We start from the raw sequence: 23,701 nt of genomic DNA, 5'->3' as shown, positions 1-23,701 counted from the left end.
ACGGGTGCGGGGCGGGCGCAGGACCGCCTAGTCGCTGCTCACCACGGAGCCCACCGAGCCCTTGTCGCCCGCCGACTTGTCCGTGGCGGACTTGGGAATGGGCTTGTCGGCCTTGAGCGCGTCCCAGACCTCCCGGTCGGCCTTTTCGAGGGGCAGGACGCGGTTGAGGTCGGCCGGGTCGTACTCGACGGGCAGCGTGACCATCTTCATGTCGCCCGCGCCGATGCCCTTGAGACCGTTGGCGAAGCTCGCCAGGGACTTGACGTCGTTCAGGTCGGAGTCGGTGGTGATGGCGCTGGTCGCGTCGTCCGCGAGGTCGAAGAGCTTCTTCGGGTTGCTGAAGACGCCGACGTCCTTGACCTGGTTGAGCAGGGCCTTGATGAACGCCTGCTGGAGCTGGATGCGGCCGAGGTCGCTGCCGTCGCCGACGCCGTGCCGGGTGCGGACCAGGCCGAGCGCCTGCTCGCCGTCGAGGGTGTGCTTGCCCGCGTCGAGGTCGAGGTGGCTCTTCTCGTCCTTGATGGGCTTCTTCGTGGTGAGCTCGACGCCGCCGAGGGTGTCGATGAGCTTCTTGAAGCCCGTGAAGTCGACCTCGAGGTAGTGGTCCATCCTGATGCCGGACATCTGCTCGACGGTCTTGACGGCGCAGGCCGGGCCGCCGACCTCGTACGCCGTGTTGAACATCTGCCGCTGGCCGCCGGGGTCGGTCGTCTTGCCGTCCACGGACGTGCACTCGGGCCGGGATATCAGGGTGTCGCGGGGTATGGAGACGATGCTGGCCTTCTTGTGGCCCTTGTAGACGTGGACGATCATCGCGGTGTCCGAGCGGGCCGCGCCCTCGTCCTTGCCGTACTTGGCGTTGTCCCCGGAGCGCGAGTCGGAGCCGAGGACGAGGATGTCCTGGGAGCCGTTGTCGACGTCGAGCGGGCGGTCCGTGCCAAGGGCGGCGTTGATGTCGACGCCCTTGATGTTGCCGTTGAGCTTGAAGTACGCGTAGCCGAGACCGGCTCCGCCGATGACCACGACCGATGCGGCGGTCCAGGCCGTGACGACGAGCACCTTGCGGCGCTTGGGACGGGGCTTGCGGCGTCGGCCGCCTCCGCCGCGCGGACGCTTCGGCGTCGTATCGGCCGGCGTGCTCTCGTCGGTCATCTGCTCCTCAGTCCTCGTCGGTCGGTTACCCCCTGCTTTCAGGGACAGGCGCGGTTTTTCGTCACTTGTCAGACGTCGAAACCGCTTGAAGGGTTGCACAGCACTCTGTGTGCGCCCCGGGGTCCTTTCACTACGCACCGTGCGCCTCTGAGCCCCCTTCCCGCCCCTCACCTGCACTTTCGCCCGATCCGGAACTACTGCCCGTGATCGTGAGAATCTCTTAGCCGTGTGGCCAAGGTCTCGCTCGGGTCTCGTTTCGCACCCTGGGCACCAAAAGGGCCGCCCCGTCACAGCTGTGACGGGGCGGCCCCGGGGACCTGCTGAGGACGACTAGTCGTTGCCGTTGCCCGGCGCCGGGGTCGTCTTCTGGATCTGGAGCAGGAACTCGGCGTTCGACTTCGTCTGCTTCATCTTGTCCAGGAGCAGCTCGATCGCCTGCTGCTGGTCGAGCGCGTGCAGCACGCGACGCAGCTTCCAGGTGATGGCGAGCTCGTCGCTGCCGAGCAGGATCTCTTCCTTACGGGTACCGGACGCGTCGACGTCCACCGCGGGGAAGATGCGCTTGTCGGCGAGCTTGCGGTCGAGCTTGAGCTCGGCGTTGCCCGTGCCCTTGAACTCCTCGAAGATCACCTCGTCCATGCGCGAACCGGTGTCGACGAGCGCGGTCGCGAGGATGGTCAGCGAGCCGCCGTCCTCGATGTTGCGCGCGGCGCCGAAGAAGCGCTTGGGCGGGTAGAGCGCCGTCGAGTCGACACCACCGGACAGGATGCGGCCGGAGGCCGGGGCGGCGAGGTTGTACGCACGGCCCAGACGCGTGATCGAGTCGAGCAGCACGACGACGTCGTGGCCCAGCTCCACCAGACGCTTGGCGCGCTCGATGGCGAGCTCGGCGACCGTGGTGTGGTCCTCGGCGGGGCGGTCGAAGGTCGAGGAGATGACCTCGCCCTTCACCGACCGCTGCATGTCGGTGACCTCTTCCGGACGCTCGTCGACCAGGACGACCATCAGGTGGCACTCGGGGTTGTTGTGCGTGATCGCGTTGGCGATCGCCTGCATGATCATGGTCTTGCCGGTCTTCGGCGGGGCCACGATCAGACCGCGCTGTCCCTTACCGATGGGCGCGACGAGGTCGATGATGCGGGTGGTGAGCACGCCCGGGTCGGTCTCCAGACGGAGCCTGTCCTGCGGGTAAAGGGGCGTCAGCTTGTTGAACTCCGGTCGCCCGCGGCCGGATTCGGCCGCCATGCCGTTCGCCGAGTCGAGGCGGACGAGCGCGTTGAACTTCTCGCGGCGCTCGCCGTCCTTGGGCTGGCGGACGGCGCCGGTGATGTGGTCACCCTTGCGCAGACCGTTCTTGCGGACCTGGGCGAGCGAGACGTACACGTCGTTCGGACCCGGGAGGTAGCCCGACGTACGGATGAACGCGTAGTTGTCGAGGATGTCCAGGATGCCCGCGACGGGGATCAGGACGTCGTCGTCCGAGACCTGCGGCTCGTTGCCGAAGCCGCCCTCGTCGCGGCCGCGACGGCCCCGACGGTCCCGGTAACGGCCGCGACGGCCGCGGCGGCCACCGTCGAAGTCGTCGTCGTCCTGCGGACCGTTGTCCCGCTGGCGGTCCTGGCGGTCCTGACGACCGCCGCCACCCTGCTGCTGACGGTCCTGGCGGTCCTGACGACCGCCGCCCTGCTGGTCGTCGCCCTTGTTGCCGCGGCGGTCGCGGTCACGGCCGCGGCCCTGCCGGTCGCGGCGGTCGCGGCGGCCCTCGGCGTTGTTGTCGCCCGCGCCGTCGCCGCCCTTGGCCTCGGACGCGTCGCCCTTGGCCTCGGCCTTGGACTCGCCCTTCGCCTCGGCGGTGACGGTCTCCGGGCTGCCCGCGTCGGCGGTGGCCCTGCGGCGGCGGCGCTCACCGGCCGGCTGGTCGTCGCTGGCGGGCTGGCCGGGGATGTCGATCTGCTGCTGGGCGGTGGCCTTGGCGGCGGCCTTCTCGGCCTTGCCGCCCTCGTTCTTGTCGGCCTTGCCCGCCTTGCCGGTGCTCTCCGCGGCGTCCTCGCCCGTACGGGCCTTGGAGGTGGCGCGGCGCTTCGGCTTGGTCTCCGCGGTGTCCGCGGCGGCGGCGCTCTTCGCCGGGGCTCCGCCCCCTGCCTGCGCCTCCTTGATGACCTCGATCAGCTGGCTCTTGCGCATGCGCCCGGTGCCCTTGATCCCAAGGCCCGATGCGACCTGCTGCAGTTCCGCCAGCACCATGCCCTCGAGGCCGGTGCCGCGGCGCCGCCGGGACCCGGCCGAAGCACCGGTGGCAGGCGCCGCGGAGGCGTCCGTGGCGGGCGTGTCGGCAGTCACGCCCATCAGATCGGTGGTGTCGCTCACGAAGGGTCCTTCCCTGGAGCGGACGTCGGCCTGTCTGGCTCGGCGACCGGTTGTGCTGTCCGGCGGTCCCTGTGGTGGGGAACGTGCCGGGGCGGTGGTCCGCCAACGCGGCGGAAGAATTCACTGGTGATGGCGATTCCCGGTGCGGTGCCACTGATGTGCGGTGTCACCCGGCTCGGTCACGCCGGTTCCGGAGCGTGCTCAGGACCGTTCAGTGCGAGGCACAGAACAGTTTGGGAGGCTCCCGGAAGAATGGTTGTCCCGGACGGGGACACAAAGCACCTCGCCATGGTGGGGTCGGGTGCAGACTTGAGATTAACACTACCGGATCCAACAAACATTCCCCCTCTCCGAACCCGGACACCCCGGATTCGCGCGTTTTCCCGCCTCAGGGCGCAAGCGGCAGCACGCTCGCGCCTGTGGCGTCGAGCGCCAGGCGATTGGCCGCCCAGCCCTCTCCTGCCAGGCGTGCGACCTTGTCGGCCGCACTGTCTTCGGCCAGCGCGAGGACCGTGGGTCCCGCGCCGGAGATCACCGCGGGCACGCCGTCGGCGCGCAGCCGCTCCACCAGGGCGGCGCTCTCCGGCATGGCCGGGGCGCGGTACTCCTGGTGCAGTCGGTCCTCGGTGGCGGGCAGGAGCAGCTCGGGGCGCCTGGTCAGGGCCTCGACGAGCAGCGCGGCCCGGCCCGCGTTGGCGGCCGCGTCGACGTGCGGGACGGTGCGCGGGAGCAGTCCGCGCGCGGTCTCGGTGAGGACGGGCTTGCCGGGGACGAAAACCACCGGAACGATGGAATCGGCGGGTTCCATCCTGATCCCGCGCGCCGCTCCCCCGTCCATCCAGGACAGCGTGAAGCCGCCGAGCAGACAGGCCGCGACGTTGTCGGGGTGGCCCTCGATCTCGGTGGCCAGTTCGAGCAGCGCCGCGTCGTCCAGCTTGGCCTCGCCGCCTATCGTCACGGCGCGCGCGGCGACGATTCCGGCGCAGATGGCGGCGGAGGAGGAGCCGAGGCCCCGGCCGTGCGGGATGCGGTTGGCGCAGACGATCTCAAGTCCGCGCGGCTGTCCGCCCAGCAGGTCGAAGGCGGTGCGCAGGGACCGGACGAGCAGGTGCGACTCGTCGCGCGGAAGGGTCTCGCTGCCCTCCCCGGCGATGTCGATGTTCAGGCCGGAGTCGGCCACCCGGACGACCACGTCGTCGTACAGACCGAGCGCCAGGCCGAGGGCGTCGTAGCCCGGGCCGAGGTTGGCGCTGGTGGCGGGGACGCGCACCCGGACGGCGGCGGCGCGGAACGCGGGACCGGCCATCGCTCGATGACTCTCCTTGAGCTGCGTGTTTTCGAGGCTGCGTATTTTTACGCTGCGTATTTTCAACTACGTGCCACATGTACGGAACACCCGAAGGCCGCGAACAACGGCGGCACCGCGGCATATGCGGCGGGGCGGGTTCGGTACAGCCTATCGAAGGAAGGTTCTGTGGCGACATAGGGCGCACAGGAGGCGCACGATGCGTGTCGTAAGCCCCCTGTGCACCCCCTGTACGGAACTGCGGGTTTTCCCTGCTCTTGTGGCGGTTACGCCAGGCCGAGGCGTTCCGCGGCGGCGGCCGCGTCGACCGGGACGGTGACCGGCTGGGGGGCGCCGGCGACGGCCCAGTCGGGGTCCTTGAGGCCGTTGCCCGTGACCGTGCAGACGATCCGCTGGCCCTTGTCGACCTTGCCCTGCTCGGCGGCCTTCAGCAGGCCGGCGACCGAAGCGGCCGACGCGGGCTCCACGAAGACACCCTCCTGGGACGCCAACAGCTTGTAGGCGCGCAGGATCTCACGGTCCGTCACCTCGTCGATGAAGCCGTCCGACTCGTCGCGCGCCGAGAGCGCGTGCTGCCACGACGCGGGGTTGCCGATGCGAATCGCGGTGGCGATCGTCGAGGGGTCCTTGACGATCTCGCCGCGCACGATGGGCGCCGAGCCGGAGGCCTGGAAGCCCCACATCCGGGGAGTGCGCGTCGACACCGAGTCGGCGGCGTACTCCTTGTAGCCCTTCCAGTAGGCGGTGATGTTGCCCGCGTTGCCGACGGGAAGGACGTGGATGTCGGGGGCGTCGCCGAGCGCGTCGACGATCTCGAAGGACGCGGTCTTCTGACCCTCGATGCGGAACGGGTTGACCGAATTGACCAGCGCCACCGGGTAGTTCTCGGAGAGGCCGCGGGCCAGGTTCAGGCAGTCGTCGAAGTTGCCGTCGACCTGGAGGATCTTCGAGCCGTAGACGAGCGCCTGCCCCATCTTGCCCAGCGCGATCTTGCCCTGCGGGACCAGGACGGCACAGACCATTCCGGCCCGCACCGCGTAGGCGGCGGCCGAGGCCGACGTGTTGCCGGTGGAGGCGCAGATGACGGCCTGCGCGCCCTCCTCCTTGGCCTTGGTGATCGCCATGGTCATGCCGCGGTCCTTGAAGGACCCCGTGGGGTTGGCGCCCTCGACCTTGAGGTGGACCTCGCAGCCCGTGCGCTCGGAGAGCACCTGCGCGGGTACGAGCGGCGTACCGCCCTCGCGAAGCGTCACGACCGGCGTCGTGCCGGAGACCGGAAGACGGTCCCGGTACTCCTCGATGATTCCGCGCCACTGGTGGGTCATTGCTGCCTACTCCCCTTCAACCCGCATGATGCTGGCGACACCACGCACGGTGTCGAGTTTGCGCAACGCGTCGACGGTGCCGGTGAGGGCGGCGTCGGGCGCGCGGTGAGTGACGACGACGAGGGATGCCTCGCCGTCCTTGCCCGTCTGACGGACCGTGTCGATCGACACGCCGTGCTCGCTGAAGACCGTCGCGACCTGGGCGAGCACGCCCGGCTTGTCGGCCACGTCGAGGCTGATGTGGAAGCGCGTGACGACCGCGCCCATGGAGCTCACGGGCAGCTGGGTGTACGCGGAGTCGCCGGGCCCCGTGGACTCGGCGAGCTTGTTGCGGCACACGGCGACGAGGTCGCCGAGGACGGCGGACGCGGTGGGCGAGCCGCCCGCGCCGGGGCCGTAGAACATCAGCTGGCCCGCGGCCTCCGCCTCGACGAAGACGGCGTTGTACGCGCCGCGGACCGAGGCGAGGGGGTGGCTGAGCGGGATCATCGCGGGGTGCACGCGCGCGGTGACGGACTCGCCGTCGGCGGCCCGCTCGCAGATCGCGAGGAGCTTGATGGTGCAGCCCATGCGCTTCGCGGACGCGAAGTCGGCGGCGGTCACCTCGGTCATGCCCTCGCGGTACACGTCGTCGAGACGCACGCGCGTGTGGAAGGCGATGCCGGCGAGGATCGCGGCCTTGGCGGCGGCGTCGAAGCCCTCGACGTCGGCGGTCGGGTCGGCCTCGGCGTACCCGAGCGCGGTGGCCTCGTCGAGGGCCTCCTGGTAGCCCGCCCCCGTGGTGTCCATGGCGTCGAGGATGAAGTTCGTCGTCCCGTTCACGATGCCGAGGACGCGGTTGACCTTGTCGCCCGCGAGGGACTCGCGCAACGGCCGGATCAGCGGGATGGCACCGGCGACGGCGGCCTCGTAGTAGAGGTCACGGCCGTGCTCGACGGCGGCGGCGTGCAGCGCGGCGCCGTCCTGCGCGATGAGGGCCTTGTTCGCCGAGACGACGGACGCGCCGTGCTCGAAGGCGGTGGTGATGAGGGTCCTCGCGGGCTCGATGCCGCCGATCACCTCGACGATGACGTCAATGTCACCGCGTTTGACCAGGGCGGTCGCGTCGGTGGTGATGAGGGAGGGGTCGATTCCCTCGCGCACCTTGGAGGGGCGCCGCACGGCGACCCCGGCGAGCTCCACCGGGGCGCCGATCCTGGCCGTGAGGTCCTCGGCGTGCGTCGTCATGATGCGCGCCACCTCTGAGCCGACGACCCCACAGCCCAGCAGCGCCACCTTCAGCGGACGCGTACGCATCATCCGACCTCACTTCTCCTACATCTACGGTGGGACCAGTCTCACCCACCGGAACGGACTTTCTATCCATTGTCCGGATTCTGAGACACCAATTTCATCATCCGACGTCGAGACGCAGGAGATCTTCCTCCGTCTCGCGCCGGACGATCACCCGCGCCGCACCGTCGTCGACGGCCACGACGGGCGGGCGAAGAGCGTGGTTGTAGTTGCTCGCCATCGATCGGCAGTACGCGCCGGTCGCGGGCACCGCGATCAGATCGCCGGGCGCGAGGTCGGCGGGCAGGAAAGCGTCCCGTACGACGATGTCACCACTCTCACAGTGCTTGCCGACCACCCTCACCAGGACCGGCTCGGCGTCGGAGGAGCGGGAGACGAGGGCGACCGTGTACTCGGCGTCGTAGAGCGCGGTGCGGATGTTGTCCGACATGCCGCCGTCCACGGAGACGTACGTACGCAGCCCGTCGAGCGGCTTGATCGTGCCGACCTCGTAGAGCGTGAAGGCGGTCGGGCCGACGATGGCGCGGCCCGGCTCGACGGAGATGCGGGGCGTGCTGAGCTGCGCGGCGGCGCACTCGCGTCCGACGATCTCGTTCAGCGCCGCGGCGATCTCGTGCGGCTCGCGCGGGTCGTCGTCGGAGGTGTACGCGATGCCGAGGCCACCGCCGAGGTCGATCTCGGGCAGCTCCACGCCATGCTCGTCACGCACCTCGGCGAGCAGCTGGACGACGCGGCGGGCGCTGACCTCGAATCCGGCCATGTCGAAGATCTGCGACCCGATGTGGCTGTGGATCCCGATCAGTTCGAGCCCGTCGAGCTTGAGCGCCCGCCGCACGGCCTCGGCGGCCTGTCCCCCGGCCAGCGCGATCCCGAACTTCTGGTCCTCGTGCGCCGTGGCGATGAACTCGTGGGTGTGCGCCTCGACGCCCACGGTCACGCGGATCTGCACGCGCTGGCGCTTGCCGAGGCGCTCGGCGATGTGCGCGACGCGCACGATCTCCTGGAAGGAGTCGAGCACGATCCGCCCGACGCCGGCCTCGACGGCCCGCTCGATCTCGTCCACGGTCTTGTTGTTGCCGTGGAAGGCGATGCGCTCGGCGGGCATCCCCGCGGCGAGCGCGGTGGCCAGCTCGCCGCCGCTGCACACGTCCAGGTTCAGCCCCTCCTCGTGCAGCCAGCGCACGACGGCGCGGGAGAGGAACGCCTTGCCCGCGTAGAAGACGTCGGCGTCACCGCCGAACGCGTCGCGCCAGGCGCGGCAGCGCGCGCGGAAGTCTGCCTCGTCGATGAAGTACGCGGGCGTGCCGAACTCCTCGGCGAGCCGCGTCACGTCGATGCCGCCCATGCGGACGACGCCTTCGGCGGTACGGGTGACGGTGCGGGACCAGACCTTGGCGTCGAGGGCGTTGAGGTCGGTCGGCGGTGCGGCGTAGTGACCCTCGGGCAGGACGTCTGCGTGGCGGGGCCCGGCGGGGTGTGCGGATCGGCTCATGGCTCTGTCGTCTCGTCTTTCACAGGTGGTCGGGTGCGCTGATGCCGAGCAGGGACAGGCCACCGGCGAGCACCGTCCCGGCGGCTTCGGCGAGCGCGAGCCGGGCGCGGTGGGCGGCCGAGGGTTTCTCGTCACCGAGCGGCAGCACGGTGTGCTGGAAGGCGAGCAGGGCGTCGGCGGTGGTGACGAGGTGCCGGGCGAGGCGGTCCGGCGCGTGGTGGCGGGCGGCGGAGGCGAGGGCGCGGGGGTAGGCGGTAAGCACGTCGAGCACTTCCTGCGCTTCCCGCGCTTCCTGGTCCCGCAGCCCCCCGGCGTGGCCGCTCGTGGCTTCGCTCTCGAATCCGAGGTCGGCGGCGTTCCGTGTGAGGGCGCGGGAACGGGCGTGGGCGTACCGCACGCGGAACAGCGGGTTGCTCTCGCGCTGCGCGAGGTGCTCGTCGCCGACGCGGGGGCGGTCGTGCCCCGCCGGGTGGAGCAGGGCCCAGCGGGCGGCGTCGCGGCCGAGCCGCAGGGGGTCTTCCGGGGCGGGTACGGGACGCAGGGTGCGGAGGTCCTCCGGCGGGCGCCCGTACGCGGCGACGCGTACGTCCAGGACCGTCACCCAGTCGGGATCCGGGGCCTCGTCACAGGTGGTGCGGACCAGGACGCCCTGGGAGCGCAGGATCCGGCGCAGCGCGTCGGCGACGACGACGGCACGGACCTCGTGCGGCACGTGGAGCTGGGCGAGCTGCCCGGTGTCGGGGTGGACGTGCCCGTAACAGCTTCCACGCCCGATCACGTCACGTACGAGAGCGTCACCGCGCGTCCCCGCCAGGGTGATGTTCAGGAACCCGGGCCCGGTGATGTCGATCCCCGCGATGCCGGGTTCCCGGGCGAGCCTCGGCGACAGGACCTCGGCGACCTGCCGCGGCGACCGCCCTGCGGCGCGGGCCACCTGGAGCGCGACGTTGGTGGCGTAGTCCCCACACCCCCCAGGCCCCGGCCGCTCGACCCGGACGGCCTCGGGCACCGCCACGCTGAGCTCACCGGCATCGACGGCGCGACGCATGGCGCGCAGCACGGTGCGGGAGAGCTCGACGGGGGTCACGGGACAAGCGTATGGGAGGAGGGGGGTGGGTAGGCGACTTGGTTTACGGGATGGTCCGGGATGTGGACGGGGCGATGTCTCTGCGACTGGGTGGGGGGCGTCCGGGGCGGGTCGGGGTGAGGTGGGGTGGGTCGGGGTGGGGTGCGGTCCGGGGCAGACGCCCCGTGCATCCGAGGCGGTGGGTCAGACGCCGGAGGGTCCGGCGCGGCGGGTCAGATGCCGGGGTGTCCGGGGCGGTGGGTCAGACACCCCGTGCATCCGAGGCGGCGGGTCAGACGCCGGGGGGGGGCCGGCGCGGCGGGTCAGACGCCGGGGCGTCCGGCGCATTCCGCTTCGCCGGTGCTGCCGCCTGTGACGCCGCTGCCGCCGGTGCCACCGCCGCGGCGGCCGGTGGGACTGCCCCCTGAGATGTCCCCGAGCGGTTCGCCCCCGACCGCGTCGGCCCCGGCCACCCCGCCACCGTGCCCCTCACGCTCCATCAACTGCCGGACGACCCCGACCAGTTCACTCGGCTCGAAGGGCTTGGCGAGGAAGGCGTCCACACCGACGTCCAGGCCGCTCTCGACCTCGTACTGCGTGCACGCGCTGACGACGACGATGGGCAGGCTCCGGGTGCGCGCGTCGGACCGCAGCCGGGCCGCGGTCCGCAGACCGTCGAGCCGGGGCATCACGACGTCGAGGGTGACCACATCGGGCTGGACCTGCTGCACGACGTCCAGGCACTCGACACCATCGGCCGCGGTCACGACCTCGAAGCCCTCCAGCTCGAGGTTGACCCTGATCAGTTGCCGGATGACCTTGTTGTCGTCCACAACAAGCACGCGGCCGGGCACGCCTGACACAACTCGAGAGTAGGTCCGCACCGGCCACCGCGTCCGGGTTTTCCCCACTTCCGCCCCGTGCGAGGGAGCCGACGACGACACCCGGGCCACCCGACACGGCGGCACCACCCCGCTGACCACGGAACCCCGGAAATACCCGTTCATGGAGAGCCCCGGAGAGCTGGTAAGGTTCAACCCGTCGCCGCTCAACCAGCGCCGATACGCCCCCGTAGCTCAGGGGATAGAGCAACGGCCTCCGGAGCCGTGTGCGCAGGTTCGAATCCTGCCGGGGGCACCTTGTAGTTGGTGCCCAGAGACCCCGCCGTCAGCGCTTTCGCTGAGGACGGGGTCTTGGCGTTTCCGCCTCGGGAGTCGCGCTTCCCGCGCAGCGGACCGTACTTGCCGGGATGCGGGGCCTTTGGCTCCTCTCGGCCTCTCCCCCTCGCGGCCTTCCCTCATCACGCCTGCTCACCACGCCGAACCCCACCGCTGACGTCCCCGCGTAAGCCCCGTTGATTCATCGGCAATCGAATGTTGATTCGCCGTGGGCACTCTGTGCCTATTGATGCTCGGGGGAAGACAGGGAAAGCCAGTGCCAGATACACGTATCTCTGTGGCTGTCCATGCCGCGGATCCCTTGGGGCGGGCCGGGGTCATCAGTCACCTCCGGCAGCAGCCCAGTGTCGAGCTCGTGGATCGTCTCGGTGGTGCGGAGGCAGGCGGCGATGACACGGAGCAGGTTGCCGTCATGCTCGTCGACCGGCTCGACGACGTCGCGGGTGCCGAGCTGCGGCGGCTCGTGCGGTGCGGGGAGCAGCGCGTCGTGCTGATCGCCAGTGAACTGCGCGAGCCCGAGTTGATGGCCGTCGTCGAGTACGGCGTGCAAGCCATACTCTGGCGCCATCAGGCCACCCCGCAGAAGCTGTTGCACGCGGTGCACAGTGCCGCGCGCGGTGAGGGGGAGCTGCCGCCGGACCTGATCAACCGGCTCATGACGCAGCTCGGACAGTTGCGGCGGTCCGCGCTCGACTCCTCGCCCGGTGGCAGCGGGACGCTCGTGCCGACGTTGGGCATGGCCCCCCGCGAGGTGGACGTCGTCCGGCTCATCGCCGAGGGGCTCGACACCAAGCAGATCTCGGAGAAGCTCGCCTACTCCGAACGGACCGTCAAGAACGTTCTGCACGCGCTGATGACGCGCCTGCAACTGCAGAACCGCGCGCATGCCGTCGCGTACGCGCTGCGGGAGGGGTACATCTAGTGATTCACGACGTCGACGAGGTCCTGCGCGGGTTGTTGCGCGGGGCCCTTCCCGACGCGGCCGGTGACGTCGTCTTCGAGGCGCCCACCCGGGACTGGGCCGCCCGGCGGAACGCGCCCACGCTCAACGCCTACCTCTACGACATCCGCGAGGACGTGGCCCGGCGCGAGCGCGGCGCCTACGCCGAGCGCGGGTCCGACGGCACGGTCCTTCGCAGGCGGCAGCCGCCCCGCTGGTTCCGGCTCTCGTACCTGCTCACCGCCTGGACCAACCGGCCCGAGGACGAGCACCGGCTGCTCTCCGCCTGTCTCGGCACCCTCCTCGGGCACGAGTTGCTTCCGCCCGACGCCCTGCCCGAGTCGCTCGCCGCGCTGCGCGCCTCGATGCCGCTGACCGTCGCCGTGCCACCGCCCGAGTCCCGGTCCATCGCCGACATCTGGTCCGCGCTCGGCGGCGAGCTCAAGCCGTCGCTCGACGTCGTGATCACCGTGCCGTTCCCGGTCTCGCCCACGTACGACGTGGCGCCGCCCGTCACCGAGAGCGCGGTCGTCGTCCGCGGCTTCGACGGCCTCAACTCCGACGCGCGGCCCCGCGTGCTGCGTACGTCCTCCGCCGACCGGGCCGACCGGGCCGACCGGGCCGAGCGTACGGAGGGTCCGTGAGCGGGCCCGACGGCCTGCTCGTCCGGCTCGACGCGCTGCGCGGCCGCGTGGCCGAGCTCGTCGAGCGGCGCAGTGCCGACGATCCGACCGCGGGTGATCCGCTGCGCGGGCTGTATCTGACGGCGGAGAGTGCCCTTCGGATCGCCCACCAAGGGCAGGGGCAGAGAGAGGGGCAGGGAGAGGGGCAGGGGGCCGCGGCGTCGTCCGGTGGGGCCTCGGAGGGGGCAGGGCACCTTCCCGATCCCTCCTCCGACCCCTTCGGCGAGTTGGCCCTGCGCTTCTCCCTCTCTCCCCTCGACCAGCACATCCTCCTCGCCGCCCTCGCCCCCGACGTGGACCGTCGTTTCGAGCCCCTGTACGGGTACCTCAACGACGACGTCGGACGGCGGCGGGCCACCATGGCGCTGGCCCTCGACCTCCTCGGCACCGGGCCGCACGACCCCGTCGCCCGCGGCCGCTTCCATCCGCTCGCGCCGCTGCGCGCCGGTGGGCTCGTCCAGCTCGACGACGAGGAGCGGCCGTTGCCGGGGCAGGCGCTGCGGGTGCCCGAGCGGGTGGTGGCGTGGCTCCTCGGCGATGACGCCCTGGACCCCGAACTCGTCGGGCGTGGCGTTGAATTGCTGCCATCGAAGAGCGGCTCGGAAGGCGGCGGTGACGGCGTCGCCGCCCGGCTCGCCGCCGTCGCCGCCGCCGGGCCCCTCCTCCTCCATCTGCGCGAGCGCAGGGAAGGCACGGCCGCCGAGCCGGTCGCCGACGCGCTGCGGGCCGCGGGACTGCCCGTACTGCTGTACCGGCCCGCCCTCTCGGACTCCCCCCGGAGCGGCGACGCGCCCGGCAGGAGCGGCGAGTCCGAGCAGGCCGCCGCCCTGACGGCCCGCACCTGTACCGCCCTCCTGCGCGAGGCGCGGCTGCGCGGCGCCGCGCTGCTCGTGGGGCCGCTCTCCGGCGAACCCGGATCGTTGGTACGGCAGTTGGCCACCGGCGACGTACCCGTGGTCTTCTTCGGCAGTGACGCGTACGACCCGGGGTGGGCTCCGGACGCCGGGATCCTCGCCCTGGACGCGCCGCAGGAGCAGACCGACGCGCCGCGCGCCTGGCGGGCGGGGCTCGGGCAGGACGACGAGCTCGGGTTCGATCTGCCCGAGGCCATCGCGCCCTACCGGCTCGGTGCCGCCCAGATCAGGCGGGCCGCCCGCGCCGCCGTCGGTCTCGCCGCCTTCGAGGGCACGGGACTGACCGCCGCGCACGTCCAGCTCAGCGCCCGGCAGCAGTCGGCGCCGCTCCTCGACCGGCACGCACGGCGGATCCGGCCCGCGGTGGGCTTCGACGACCTCGTACTGCCCGATGAACCGCTCGGCCTCCTGCGGGAGCTCGCGCTGCGGGCCCGGCACCGCGATCAGGTGCTCGGCGAGTGGCGGCTGCGCACCGGGGGCGGCCGGGGGCGCGGGGTGATCGCGCTGTTCGCGGGCGACTCCGGGACCGGCAAGACGCTCTCCGCCGAGGTGGTGGCCGGTGAACTCGGCCTGGACCTCTACGTGGTGGACCTGTCGGCCGTGGTCGACAAGTACATCGGCGAGACGGAGAAGAACCTGGAGCGGATCTTCGCCGAGGCGGACCGCACCGACTCGGTGCTGCTCTTCGACGAGGCCGACGCCGTCTTCGGCAAGCGTTCGGAGGTCAAGAGCTCGCACGACAGGTACGCCAACCTGGAGAGCGCCTACCTGCTCCAGCGGCTCGAGGCGTTCGACGGGATCGCCGTGCTGACCACCAACCTGCGGGCGAACATCGACGACGCGTTCACCCGGCGGCTCGACCTGGTGGTCGACTTCCCGTTCCCCGACGTCGAGCAGCGGGTCGCCCTGTGGCACACCTGCCTCGCGGGCACGCCCCGCGCGGCGGACATCGAGGACGAGATCACGCGCTGCGCCAAGGACTTCGAGCTGGCGGGCGGCGCGATCCGGTCGGCCGCGGTGACCGCCGGATACCTCGCGGCGGGGCACGGCGGGCCGGTGTCGGGCGCGGACGTACGGGCCGGTGCGCGGCGCGAGTACCGCAAGATGGGCCGCCTGGAGCCGGGGGTCTCGCTGCCCTGGCGGTGACCTGCCGGACAGCGGCGTAAGACGTACGGGAGAGGGCGGCACGCCTGAGCGTGCCGCCCTCTCCCGTACGTGCCGCGCGCTCTACTCGGGCCAGCCCTCGATCGTCCAGCCCATGCTGTTGCGGTCGTCGCACTTCCACGTGACCGCGCTCGTGTCGTTCTGCATGTCGACCAGGCACTCACCGGAGCCGACGGCGACGATCCGCGTCTTGCCGTCCGGGCGCTTCTCCAGCTTCCACTTCTGGTTGTCGCCGAGGCGGCCGGTCTTGATGTTCTCCGGTGCCGCGTGGACGATCTGGACGATGTTGGTGTTGACCTTCTGGTCCATCACCGTGCCGGGGGCGCTCGCGGGCTCCAGGGCGTAGGTGTCGGACTCGGGGTAGTGGTGCAGGATCCAGTCCTGGTTCTTGCCGAACTTGTCCGTGAGGTTGGGGTTCTGTCCGACGTACGTGCCGTCGTCCTGTCCGCCCTTCACGACCTCCAGGTACCAGCCGCTGCCCTCGACGCTGCGGATGGTGTGCGTCTTGGGGCCCTTGGGCTTCTCTTCCCCGCCGCCGCCACCGCCGCCGCCCGGCTTGGAGTCTCCCCCGCCGCCACCGGTCTCCGGCTTCTCGGGCTCCTTCTCCTCCTCCTTCTCGGAGGGCTTGGGCTTGGGCGCGGGCTTCATCTCGTCGTTCTGCGGCAGCGGCTTCTGCTGCTCGACCTTCTCCTTGGCCTGCGTGGAGAAGGCGGGCTTGTGCTGGAACCACACCACCGCGAACGCGATGGCGAGCGCCAGGACGACCGAGCCGACGGCCGCCACCCAGCGCGGGATCACCGACGGCTGGACGTAGGTGCCGCGCAGCTCGACCGGCTCGGGCACGCCCGCCCGCAGCACGGAGACGGTGAAGGGGTGCTTGCGGGTGCCGCCGATCCAGCTCACCGCGCCCGGCTTGATCCCGAGGTCCGCGAAGGCGGCCCGGCCCGGGGAGACCTGGACGGAGCCGGGTTCGGAGACGACCTCCAGCTCCTCGCCGTTCTCGCGTCCCGAGAAGGAGGCGGTCAGCGGCTGGTTGCCGAGGTTGTCCACGGCGATCGCGGCCTTGGCGCGCATCCGGCCCCGGACGACCGAGGGCACGAGCTCCGAACGGAGCTCGGTGAACGGGCCCACCGTCACCTGGCCCTCGACCACGTTGACGGCCTCGGGGGCCTCGCGCGGCTGCACCCGGACGCCGAACGGCGTCGGGCCCGCCTGGGCGTCCGAGGTTCTGGGCGGGGCGATCTCGATCTCGGCGGTGCCCTCGGCACCGGGGTACAGGCGCAGCACGTCCGGCTGGACGCGGGACCAGCCGGCCACCGCTCCCACCATGTGCAGCCGGTACTCCTCGACCGTGTCACCTGTGTTGCGGATCCGCAGGCGCACCTTCGCCACGGAGCCGGGCTCCACGGTGGTCGCCGTAGGTTCCAGTGCGCTCCACATATAGCTCAACGCCCTACTACTCCGGGGTTCTTCACACTTCCGCCGACCATGGCCTGCAAGGTGGCGCTGTCCGCGACACCGCTGGCGGGCAGGCCGACCGCCTTCTGGTACTCCTTGATGTGCTGGGCCGTGCCGCTGTTGTACCTGGCGGTCTTCGGCGCCCTGCGACCGTTCTCGAAGTAGCTGACGCCGTACTGGGCGTAGGCCCGGTCGCGGTCCAGGTCGTCGTCGCTGATACCGGCCTGCGAGGCCCACCAGAACGCCGCCTGCAACTGCATGACCTGCCAGTTCTCGGCTCCCGAGCGGACGTCGTCGGGGCGGATGCCCTGGGCCCACAGCGAGGTGAGGGTGGCCCGGCCGAGGGTGCCCTCTTCGTCGGTGGCGAAGATCTGCGCCGTGTTGTGGCCGGTGCTCTCGCCGTCGCGGATCACGGCACGCTGGTAACAGATCAGGCTGGCCTCGGTGTTGGCGTCGATGACGCCGGGCGACCAGTCGCCGGTGAGCTGGCACTTGTTCTTGGAGCCGAGCGCCTCGAGGCGGCGCTGGGCGTACTCGACGACGACGTCCTTCTCGTAGCCGCGTCCCCACGCGGGTCCCACCTTGGCGCCGCCACCGCCGCGCTTGGTCTTCTTCGCGCCGGAGCCACCGCCCTCGTCGCTTCCGCCGCCTCCGCCGCCGCCCCCGCCGCCGGAGGACGAACCCGAGCCGCCTCCGGAGCCGTCGGACACCTCGTCGACACCGCCCTCGCCGCCGTCGCCGCCCTTGTCCTTCGGGGGCGGCGGCGCGTCGTCGAGCTTCTCCTTCTCGCCGCCCTGCGGCGCGGAGTTCGGGGTGGCGGCGGCCTGGTTCTCCCTGGCCCCGCCGGAGATCTTGGGCGAGAAGGAGAACCAGCACACCACGAAGGCCACGGCGAGCGCCGCGACGACGCTGCCCGCGGTGAGCAGCCAGCGCGGCAGGACCGGACGCTGGTCGAAGCTGCCCGGCACCTCGTAGGCACTCTCGTCGCCGGAGCGGCGCACGGAGACGGTCAGCGGGTGCGGCTGGGCCGAGCCCGTCCACTGCACCCGCTGGGGGCGCACCGTGAGGCGGGCGAACGCGGCGCGGCCCGGGGCGATCTGGACGCTGCCGGGGTCGAGGTCGAAGGAGAGCCGTCCCGCGTCGTCGCGGACGGTGAGCGCCGCGGTCAGCGGGGAGTTGCCGAGGTTGTCCACGGCGATGGAGCCCCGGCCGCGGAAGCGTCCGACGATGGTGGGCGGCAGCAGTTCGGCCCGCACCTCGGCGAACGGCGTGACGGTGACCTGGCCCTCGACGACGTCGCGCGCCTCGGGGTGTTCCCTGGGTTCGACACGGATGCCGTACGGCGTGGGGCCCGCCGGTGCGTCGGGTGAGCGGGGCGGTGCGAAGGAGATCTCCGCGGTGCCCTCGCTGCCCGGGTACAGGCGCAGCACGTCGGGTTCGACGCGGGACCAGCCCGCGGGCGCTCCGAGCACCGACAAGCGGTACTCCTCGACGGTGTCTCCCGTGTTGCGTACGCGAAGCCGCGCAGCGGCGCGCCCACCAGGATCGACGGTCACCGCGGCCGGGTCCAGGGAGTTCCACCACGTCATATGGGGCACGGTAGAGGGCGAGGGGCGCCGACTCCCTGTACGAAAGGGCCGCCTCAGGGGCAGACCGGGCTGCCCTTGCGTCCCTGTTCCCGCGGGGCATCCAACTCGGTGAGCACGGCCGCGATTTCGGTGGCCTCCACGGCGCCGCGCCGGTCCATCACGCGGTGGGCGCCGCGCAGGGCGGCGCGGGCGCCGTCCAGGTCGCCGCGCGCGAGCAGCGCCCTGCCGCGGGCGGCCTTGGCCAGGGCGCGGCAGAACACGTCGCCGAGTTCGCTCTCGATGGTCAGGGCCTGGTCCGCGCAGGCCAGGGCCTCCTCGGTCCTGCCCTTGGCCAGTTCGCAGGAGGCGAGGCGGGCCCAGCACAGGGCCTCCCAGCGCGGGGACCGCGACCAGCGGTGCAGCCGCTGTGCCTCGCGCAGCCGTTCGGCGGCCTCGGCGGTGCGTCCTTCGGCGAGCAGTGCGCAGCCGATCTGGTAGAGCGCGTGCGCCAGGGTGCCCGTACTGCCCGACGCGCGGGCCTGGCCGAGGGCCTCGGCCCGCGCGGTGTCCGCGTCCGCGTGCCGCCCGAGCGCGGCGTACGCGCGGACCAGGTGGGCCAGGATCTGGATCCGGTCGCCGCGCCCGTCGAGCGTGCCGAACCTGTCGTAGGCACGCGTGAGTTGTTCGAGTGCTTCCTCGGCGCGACCCATGCCCATGAGCACGATGCCCAGTTCGTGGCTGCTCTCGGCGCCGACGAGCGCGTCGCCCGCGGACTCGGCCAGGCGCAGGCTCTCGCGCAGGAGGCGTTCGGCGCGCGCGTAGGTCTCGGTGCCGTAGTGGAGGGTGCCGAGCAGGCGCAGGGCGCGGCCTCCTGAGAGGTCGTCGCCGTGTCGGCGCGCGGTCTCCAGGGCCAGTTCGGCGAGCGGTTCGAGGTCGCGGTGGCGTGCGGTGCCCGCCACCAGGTGGGACCAGGCGGTGAGCAGGTCGACGGTGGGGCGCAGGCCGGGCGGCGGGGTGGTGTCGGGCGCGGCGTCGGGTATGTGGCGCAGCGCGTTCTCCGCCGCCGCGTACAGCCGGGTGTGGGCGACCACCAGCCAGTCGTGCGCGGCGGCCGCGTCGGGCAGGTGCTTGCCGTCGGACGCGGGCTGGTGCAGCAGCGCGGGGAGCACGCTGTGCGGTTTCGTACGGCGGATCGCGGTGACGACGGTGGCGAGGACGTAGTCGAGGAAGCGGAGCCGGGCCGCGGCGCGTTCCGTGCTGCTCTCCTGGCGCTCGCACTGGCGGGCGGCGAAGAGCCTGACCAGGTCGTGGTACCGGTAGCGGTCGTCGTCGTGCAGCTCCATGAGCCCCGCGTCGACCAGGCGTTCCACGGTCGTCTCCGCCTCCTCCTCGCTGACGTCGAGGAGGGCGGCGGCGGCGCCCCTGCAGAACGACGGCATGTAGCAGAGCGACAGGACGCGGAAGGCGCGGGCGAGTTCGGGGGCGAGCGCCTCGTAGCCGAGCCGGAAGGTGGCCTCGACGCCGAGGTCGGCCACCCGCAGCTCGTCCAGCCTGCGGCGTTCGTCGCGCAGCCGGGCCGCGAGGTCGGCGACGGAGCGTCCGGGCCGCGCGGCGAGCCTGGCGGCGGCGATCCGGACGGCGAGCGGCAGCCCGCCGCAGGCGGCGACCAGTTCCCCGGCGGCCGCCGGTTCGGCGGACACCCGCTCGGGGCCGACGATCGCGGAGAGCAGGCCGAGCGCCTCTGCCTCGTCCATGACGTCGACGTCGATCAGGCGCACACCCGGCAGGGCGATGGTGCGCGAGCGGCTGGTCACCAGGACCGCGCAGCCCGGGGCGCCGGGCAGCAGCGGGCGGACCTGGGCGGTGTCGCGCGCGTTGTCCAGGAGTACGAGGACCCGGCGCCCCGCGAGCAGGGAGCGGTACAGCGCGGTCTGCTGGTCGAGCCCGTCCGGCACGGCGCTCTCGGGTACGCCGAGGGCGCGCAGGAAGCCGACGAGGGCGCTGCCGCTGCTGCCGTCGGGCGAGGGGTCGGGGGCGCTCAGGTCCACGTAGAGCTGTCCGTCGGGGAACTCCGCCCGCACGGCGTGTGCGACGTGCACCGCGAGGGCGGTCTTGCCGACGCCGCCGAGTCCGGTGAGCGCGGCCATGGCCATCGCGCTGCCGTCGACGGCGGTGCGCAGGACCTCGCGGAGGGCGCCGGATTCCCGCTGACGGCCGGCGAAGTCCGGTACGTCAGGGGGGAGTTGGGCGGGTACGGGGATCATGCGGGTCGGCCCCCGGCGCCGGGCTGCTGGGGCGTGCGCGCCGGGGCGGGGGTGGTGCGGCGGCGGGGCGGGGTCTCGGGCTGGCCCGAGGCGGACGGGGCGGACGGGGCGGGCCGCACGGGGGTGCGGGGGCTGGCCGCGGCGCGTTCGGGGGCCGCGGTGAGGGGCGTGCCGCCGTCCGGTGCGGTGGTGGGTTCGGGGGCCTCGGTGCACATCGGGCGCCGGACGGTGACACCGGCCGCGGGGCGCCGGTCGCGGGCGCGCGCCCCCTGGGCGGTGCCGCGGGTCTCCGTCCTGCCGTCCGCTTCGCCGCGCTCCCGGGCCGTCTCGGAGAGGCGGCGTGCGGCGTTGGCGCGCTGCGCGCCGACGCGCTGGGGCGGGACCTGACGCGCCGTTCCCGTGCGCTGCGCGGGTGCCGTCGGCGCCGGGAACACGTCGCCCTTCAGGAGGTCCTCGTGGAGCGTGGCGAGTTCGGCGCCGGGGTCGACGCCGAGCTCAGTGGCCAGGGTGTGGCGCGTGGCCTCGTAGACCGCGAGGGCGTCCGCCTGCCGGCCGCCGCGGCGCAGGGCCAGCATCAGCAGGGCCTGGGCGCGTTCGCGCAGCGGGTGTTCGGCGGCGAAGGCGCGCAGCGGCGGGGTGGCCTCCGAGTAACGGCCCAGTTCCAGGGCGCAGGCGAAGAGTTCCTCCTGGGCGGTGACGGAGAGTTCGGTGAACCGGTCGCGCTGGCGCTCGGCGTAGGGGCCCGGGAGTCCGGCGAGCGGCGTGCCGTTCGACAGGGCGAGGGCCGCGGTCAGCTCTCCGTACGCACCCGCGTGCTGGCCGGCTCCGCGCAGTCGGCGCGCGGCGGTGAGGCGGTCTTCGAGGCCGGTCGCGTCGAGCGCGCCGCGCGGCACCCGCAGGGCGTAGCCGCCGCCCGCCGAGACGAGGAGGCTGGCACGCCCCCTGGCCTGCCGGTCGGGTTCGAGGAGGGCGCGCAGCCGGGAGACGTACGTACGCAGGGTGCCGACCGCACGCGGCGGCGGCTCCTCGCCCCACAACGCGTCCACCAGCTCCGACACGGACACGGGGCGGCCGTGGCTCAGGAGCAGCACCGCGAGGATGGCCCGCTGCTGCGGCGACCCGAGCGCCAACTGCCTCCCGCCGCGCCAGGCGCGGACGGGGCCGAGGAGCTGGAAGGTCAGGGTGTGGCTGGGGGAGGCAGGGTCGGTGGGCTCCGGTGGGCCGCCGGGACCGGCCTCCTCCCCCGGGCCGCTCGGATCGCCCGAGCGGCCCGGACCGTTCCCGTCCGCTTCGGATTCCGTGTTCCGGCCCGGGTCGCCGTCCGCGTCGCCCAGCATTGTCAGCCCGCACCCCTTGCCCCGTGACGCACCGCGAATGTGCCCGTTCGTACTGGCCGCGGTTGGCCATACGAACCAAACGTTACGTCAGTACCCCGGGTCACCCGGACCCCGTAGGAACCTTGCCGACCTTGTTGACCAGCAATTGACGTGGAACAAGCCACAGGGCAAGGGAAACGCGCCATCGAGGAGTCACATTCGGCCGGACCGCGCGTTCCGCCCGTCGTCCATGATCGAACGGGCAGTCCGCCCTGCCCCCGGGGACGTCCGTCCGCCTCTGTGGCCAGCCGCGCGGACGCCGCACCATCGGGACGGGCGTCCGTACCGCGACCGGACCGATCCCGCGCGAGGAGCCGCGCCAGCCGCCGCGAGCCATCGGCCGACCCGTGCGGTGGCCGAACGGGCAGTGGCCTCTGCCCTCGGTGACGTCCGTCCGTCTCTACTGCACGGCCGTGCCCTGGGACATCGTCGTATGAAGACCGTACGACCAGCGGGAGCAGACCGCGGCCACGGGGAACCGGCACACCCGGGCCGACGTGCCGGCGCAGGATCCCGTCATCGCGAGGAGAGAACGGAAACATGCCCAACTACCTGTCCCCCGGCGTCTACATCGAGGAAGTCGCCAGCGGCTCGCGGCCCATCGAGGGAGTCGGTACCTCGGTGGCGGCCTTCGTCGGTCTCGCGCCCCACGGACCGCTCAACGAGCCGACGCTGGTGACCAACTGGTCGCAGTACGTGGCCGCGTTCGGCGAGTTCACGGACGGGTACTACCTGGCGCACTCCGTCTACGGCTTCTTCAACAACGGCGGCTCCGCCGCGTACGTCGTGCGCGTCGGCGGCCACGGCGCCGACGAGCCGCAGCAGCCCGCAGCCGCCACCGCGCAGGCCCCCAAGGAGCTGACCGCGGGCACCCCCGTGGCGCTCGGCGGCTTCTCGGTCGCGGCGATCACCGCCGGTTCCGCCGCCGGTGGGGCCCTGACCGTCGAGGTGCAGGACGGCGAGGGCGAGAGCGCCGCCGACCGCTTCAAGCTGGTCGTCAAGGACGGCGAGAAGGTCGTCGAGAGCTTCGACGTCAGCTCGAAGAAGACGGCCCGCAACTACGTCGTCACGCAGGTCAAGCAGCGCTCCAAGACGATCGTCCTGGAAGAGGCCGCGGCCGGTGGCCAGGTGGCCAAGCCCGACGCGCAGACCGTCACGCTCGCGCCGCCCGCCGCCGCGCCCGCCCCCGCCGTGCCCGCGTCGAACGGCGCGGCCGCCCCGATCCAGACCGGCCAGTTCATCGGCGACTCCGCCGACCGCACCGGCTTCGGCGGCCTCGAGGCCCTCGACGAGATCAACATGGTCGCGGTGCCGGACCTGATGGCCGCCTACCAGCAGGGCCTGATCGACGAGGAGCAGGTCAAGGCCGTCCAGCTCGGCCTGATCTCGCACTGCGAGCTCATGGGCGACCGCATGGCGATCATCGACCCGCCGCCGGGCCTCAACGCCCGCCAGGTCCGCCAGTGGCGCCAGGAGCTCGCGGGCTACGACTCGCGCTACGCCGCGCTCTACTACCCGTGGATCAAGTCCTTCGACCCGGCGAGCGGCCAGTCCGTGGTCGTGCCCCCGTCCGGCCACATGGCCGGTGTGTGGGCGCGCAACGACGCCGAGCGCGGTGTGCACAAGGCGCCCGCCAACGAGATCGTGCGCGGCGCGATCGACCTGGAGCTGCAGATCACCCGCGGTGAGCAGGACCTGCTCAACCCCATCGGCGTGAACTGCATCCGTGCCTTCCCCGGCCGCGGCATCCGCGTGTGGGGCGCGCGCACGATGGCCTCCGACCCGGCCTGGCGCTACCTGAACGTGCGCCGCTACTTCAACTACCTCGAAGAGTCGATCCTCATCGGCACCCAGTGGGTCGTCTTCGAGCCGAACGACCACGCCCTGTGGGCGCGCATCCGCCGCAACGTCTCGGCGTTCCTGGTCAACGAGTGGCGCTCGGGCGCCCTGTTCGGCCAGCGCCCCGAGGACGCCTTCTACGTGAAGTGTGACGAGGAGACGAACCCGCCGGAGTCGGTCGACCTCGGCCGCGTCGTCTGCGAGATCGGCATCGCGCCGGTCAAGCCCGCCGAGTTCGTGGTGTTCCGCCTCGCGCAGTTCTCCGGCGGTGGCGGCGAGCTGGAGGAGTAGCCCGCCCCGCGCGCGGGCCGCGTCG

The 23,701-nt window shown here is 72.2% G+C and carries 16 protein-coding genes and 1 tRNA gene; 5 read left to right on the top strand and 12 right to left on the bottom strand.

Going from position 1 to position 23,701, the window contains the following annotated elements; translation table 11 throughout:
- Positions 1-27: 27 nt before the first annotated feature.
- The 8 genes from KY5_RS27825 to KY5_RS27790 all read right to left on the bottom strand — a co-directional run bounded on the left by KY5_RS27825 (position 28) and on the right by KY5_RS27790 (position 10,864).
- The gene (locus KY5_RS27825) at positions 28-1,152 is read right to left on the bottom strand and encodes an LCP family protein (protein WP_098244793.1); all 1,125 of its coding nucleotides are present in this window, start codon (positions 1,150-1,152) and stop codon (positions 28-30) included.
- Positions 1,153-1,482: 330 nt separating this feature from the next.
- Positions 1,483-3,519, bottom strand: a complete 2,037-nt coding sequence (gene rho / locus KY5_RS27820) for a transcription termination factor Rho (RefSeq protein ID WP_098244792.1) — start codon at positions 3,517-3,519, stop codon at positions 1,483-1,485.
- A 388-nt stretch (positions 3,520-3,907) separates the two neighbouring features.
- Positions 3,908-4,825, bottom strand: coding sequence for a homoserine kinase (gene thrB, locus KY5_RS27815; protein WP_098244791.1), 918 nt, complete (start codon positions 4,823-4,825; stop codon positions 3,908-3,910).
- Between the two features lie 266 nt (positions 4,826-5,091).
- Complete coding sequence (gene thrC, locus KY5_RS27810) at positions 5,092-6,150, bottom strand: threonine synthase (RefSeq protein WP_098244790.1); 1,059 nt, start codon at positions 6,148-6,150, stop codon at positions 5,092-5,094.
- A gap of 6 nt (positions 6,151-6,156) precedes the next feature.
- On the bottom strand, positions 6,157-7,449 hold the full coding sequence (locus tag KY5_RS27805) for a homoserine dehydrogenase (protein ID WP_098244789.1): 1,293 nt from the start codon (positions 7,447-7,449) through the stop codon (positions 6,157-6,159).
- A 94-nt stretch (positions 7,450-7,543) separates the two neighbouring features.
- Positions 7,544-8,935 (bottom strand): diaminopimelate decarboxylase, encoded by a 1,392-nt coding sequence (gene lysA / locus KY5_RS27800; RefSeq protein WP_098244788.1) that lies wholly within the window; start codon positions 8,933-8,935, stop codon positions 7,544-7,546.
- Positions 8,936-8,954: 19 nt separating this feature from the next.
- Positions 8,955-10,022, bottom strand: a complete 1,068-nt coding sequence (gene nrtL, locus KY5_RS27795; protein WP_098244787.1) for an ArgS-related anticodon-binding protein NrtL — start codon at positions 10,020-10,022, stop codon at positions 8,955-8,957.
- A gap of 302 nt (positions 10,023-10,324) precedes the next feature.
- Positions 10,325-10,864, bottom strand: a complete 540-nt coding sequence (locus KY5_RS27790; protein ID WP_234362889.1) for a response regulator — start codon at positions 10,862-10,864, stop codon at positions 10,325-10,327.
- A gap of 202 nt (positions 10,865-11,066) precedes the next feature.
- Here KY5_RS27790 and KY5_RS27785 point away from each other — a divergent pair.
- From KY5_RS27785 to KY5_RS27770, 4 genes are all read left to right on the top strand, one after another.
- Positions 11,067-11,138, top strand: a tRNA-Arg gene (locus tag KY5_RS27785).
- 270 nt (positions 11,139-11,408) lie between these two features.
- The gene (locus tag KY5_RS27780; RefSeq protein WP_098247517.1) at positions 11,409-12,101 is read left to right on the top strand and encodes a response regulator transcription factor; all 693 of its coding nucleotides are present in this window, start codon (positions 11,409-11,411) and stop codon (positions 12,099-12,101) included.
- Positions 12,101-12,763 carry a DUF4255 domain-containing protein gene (locus KY5_RS27775; protein WP_098244785.1) on the top strand — a complete coding sequence of 221 codons (663 nt, stop codon included), beginning with the start codon at positions 12,101-12,103 and terminating at the stop codon, positions 12,761-12,763. Before KY5_RS27780 ends, KY5_RS27775 begins: the two co-directional genes overlap by 1 nt.
- Entirely contained in the window at positions 12,760-14,862 is a 2,103-nt protein-coding gene (locus tag KY5_RS27770) for an ATP-binding protein (protein WP_098244784.1), read from the top strand. The genes KY5_RS27775 and KY5_RS27770 overlap by 4 nt, the downstream gene beginning before the upstream one ends.
- 81 nt (positions 14,863-14,943) lie before the next feature.
- Here KY5_RS27770 and KY5_RS27765 read toward each other — a convergent pair whose 3' ends face one another.
- From KY5_RS27765 to KY5_RS27750, 4 genes are read right to left on the bottom strand one after another with little or no spacing between them, the layout of a single operon-like run.
- Positions 14,944-16,272 (bottom strand): hydrogenase expression protein, encoded by a 1,329-nt coding sequence (locus tag KY5_RS27765; RefSeq protein ID WP_234362888.1) that lies wholly within the window; start codon positions 16,270-16,272, stop codon positions 14,944-14,946.
- A 53-nt stretch (positions 16,273-16,325) separates the two neighbouring features.
- Positions 16,326-17,927: a peptidoglycan-binding domain-containing protein gene (locus KY5_RS27760; RefSeq protein WP_098244782.1), complete on the bottom strand. Its 1,602-nt coding sequence runs from the start codon at positions 17,925-17,927 to the stop codon at positions 16,326-16,328.
- Between the two features lie 53 nt (positions 17,928-17,980).
- Positions 17,981-20,170 carry an ATP-binding protein gene (locus KY5_RS27755; RefSeq protein ID WP_098244781.1) on the bottom strand — a complete coding sequence of 730 codons (2,190 nt, stop codon included), beginning with the start codon at positions 20,168-20,170 and terminating at the stop codon, positions 17,981-17,983.
- A complete protein-coding gene (locus KY5_RS27750; protein WP_234362887.1) occupies positions 20,167-21,507 on the bottom strand; it encodes an AfsR/SARP family transcriptional regulator in 1,341 nt (446 codons plus the stop codon). Before KY5_RS27750 ends, KY5_RS27755 begins: the two co-directional genes overlap by 4 nt.
- 579 nt (positions 21,508-22,086) lie before the next feature.
- Between KY5_RS27750 and KY5_RS27745 the strand changes: the two genes are divergently transcribed.
- Entirely contained in the window at positions 22,087-23,676 is a 1,590-nt protein-coding gene (locus tag KY5_RS27745) for a phage tail sheath family protein (protein WP_098244780.1), read from the top strand.
- Positions 23,677-23,701: the final 25 nt, after the last annotated feature.

The organism is Streptomyces formicae, from assembly GCF_002556545.1.
Taxonomy (GTDB): Bacteria; Actinomycetota; Actinomycetes; order Streptomycetales; family Streptomycetaceae; genus Streptomyces; species Streptomyces formicae_A.
This window is presented reverse-complemented; position numbering and strand designations above follow the sequence as displayed.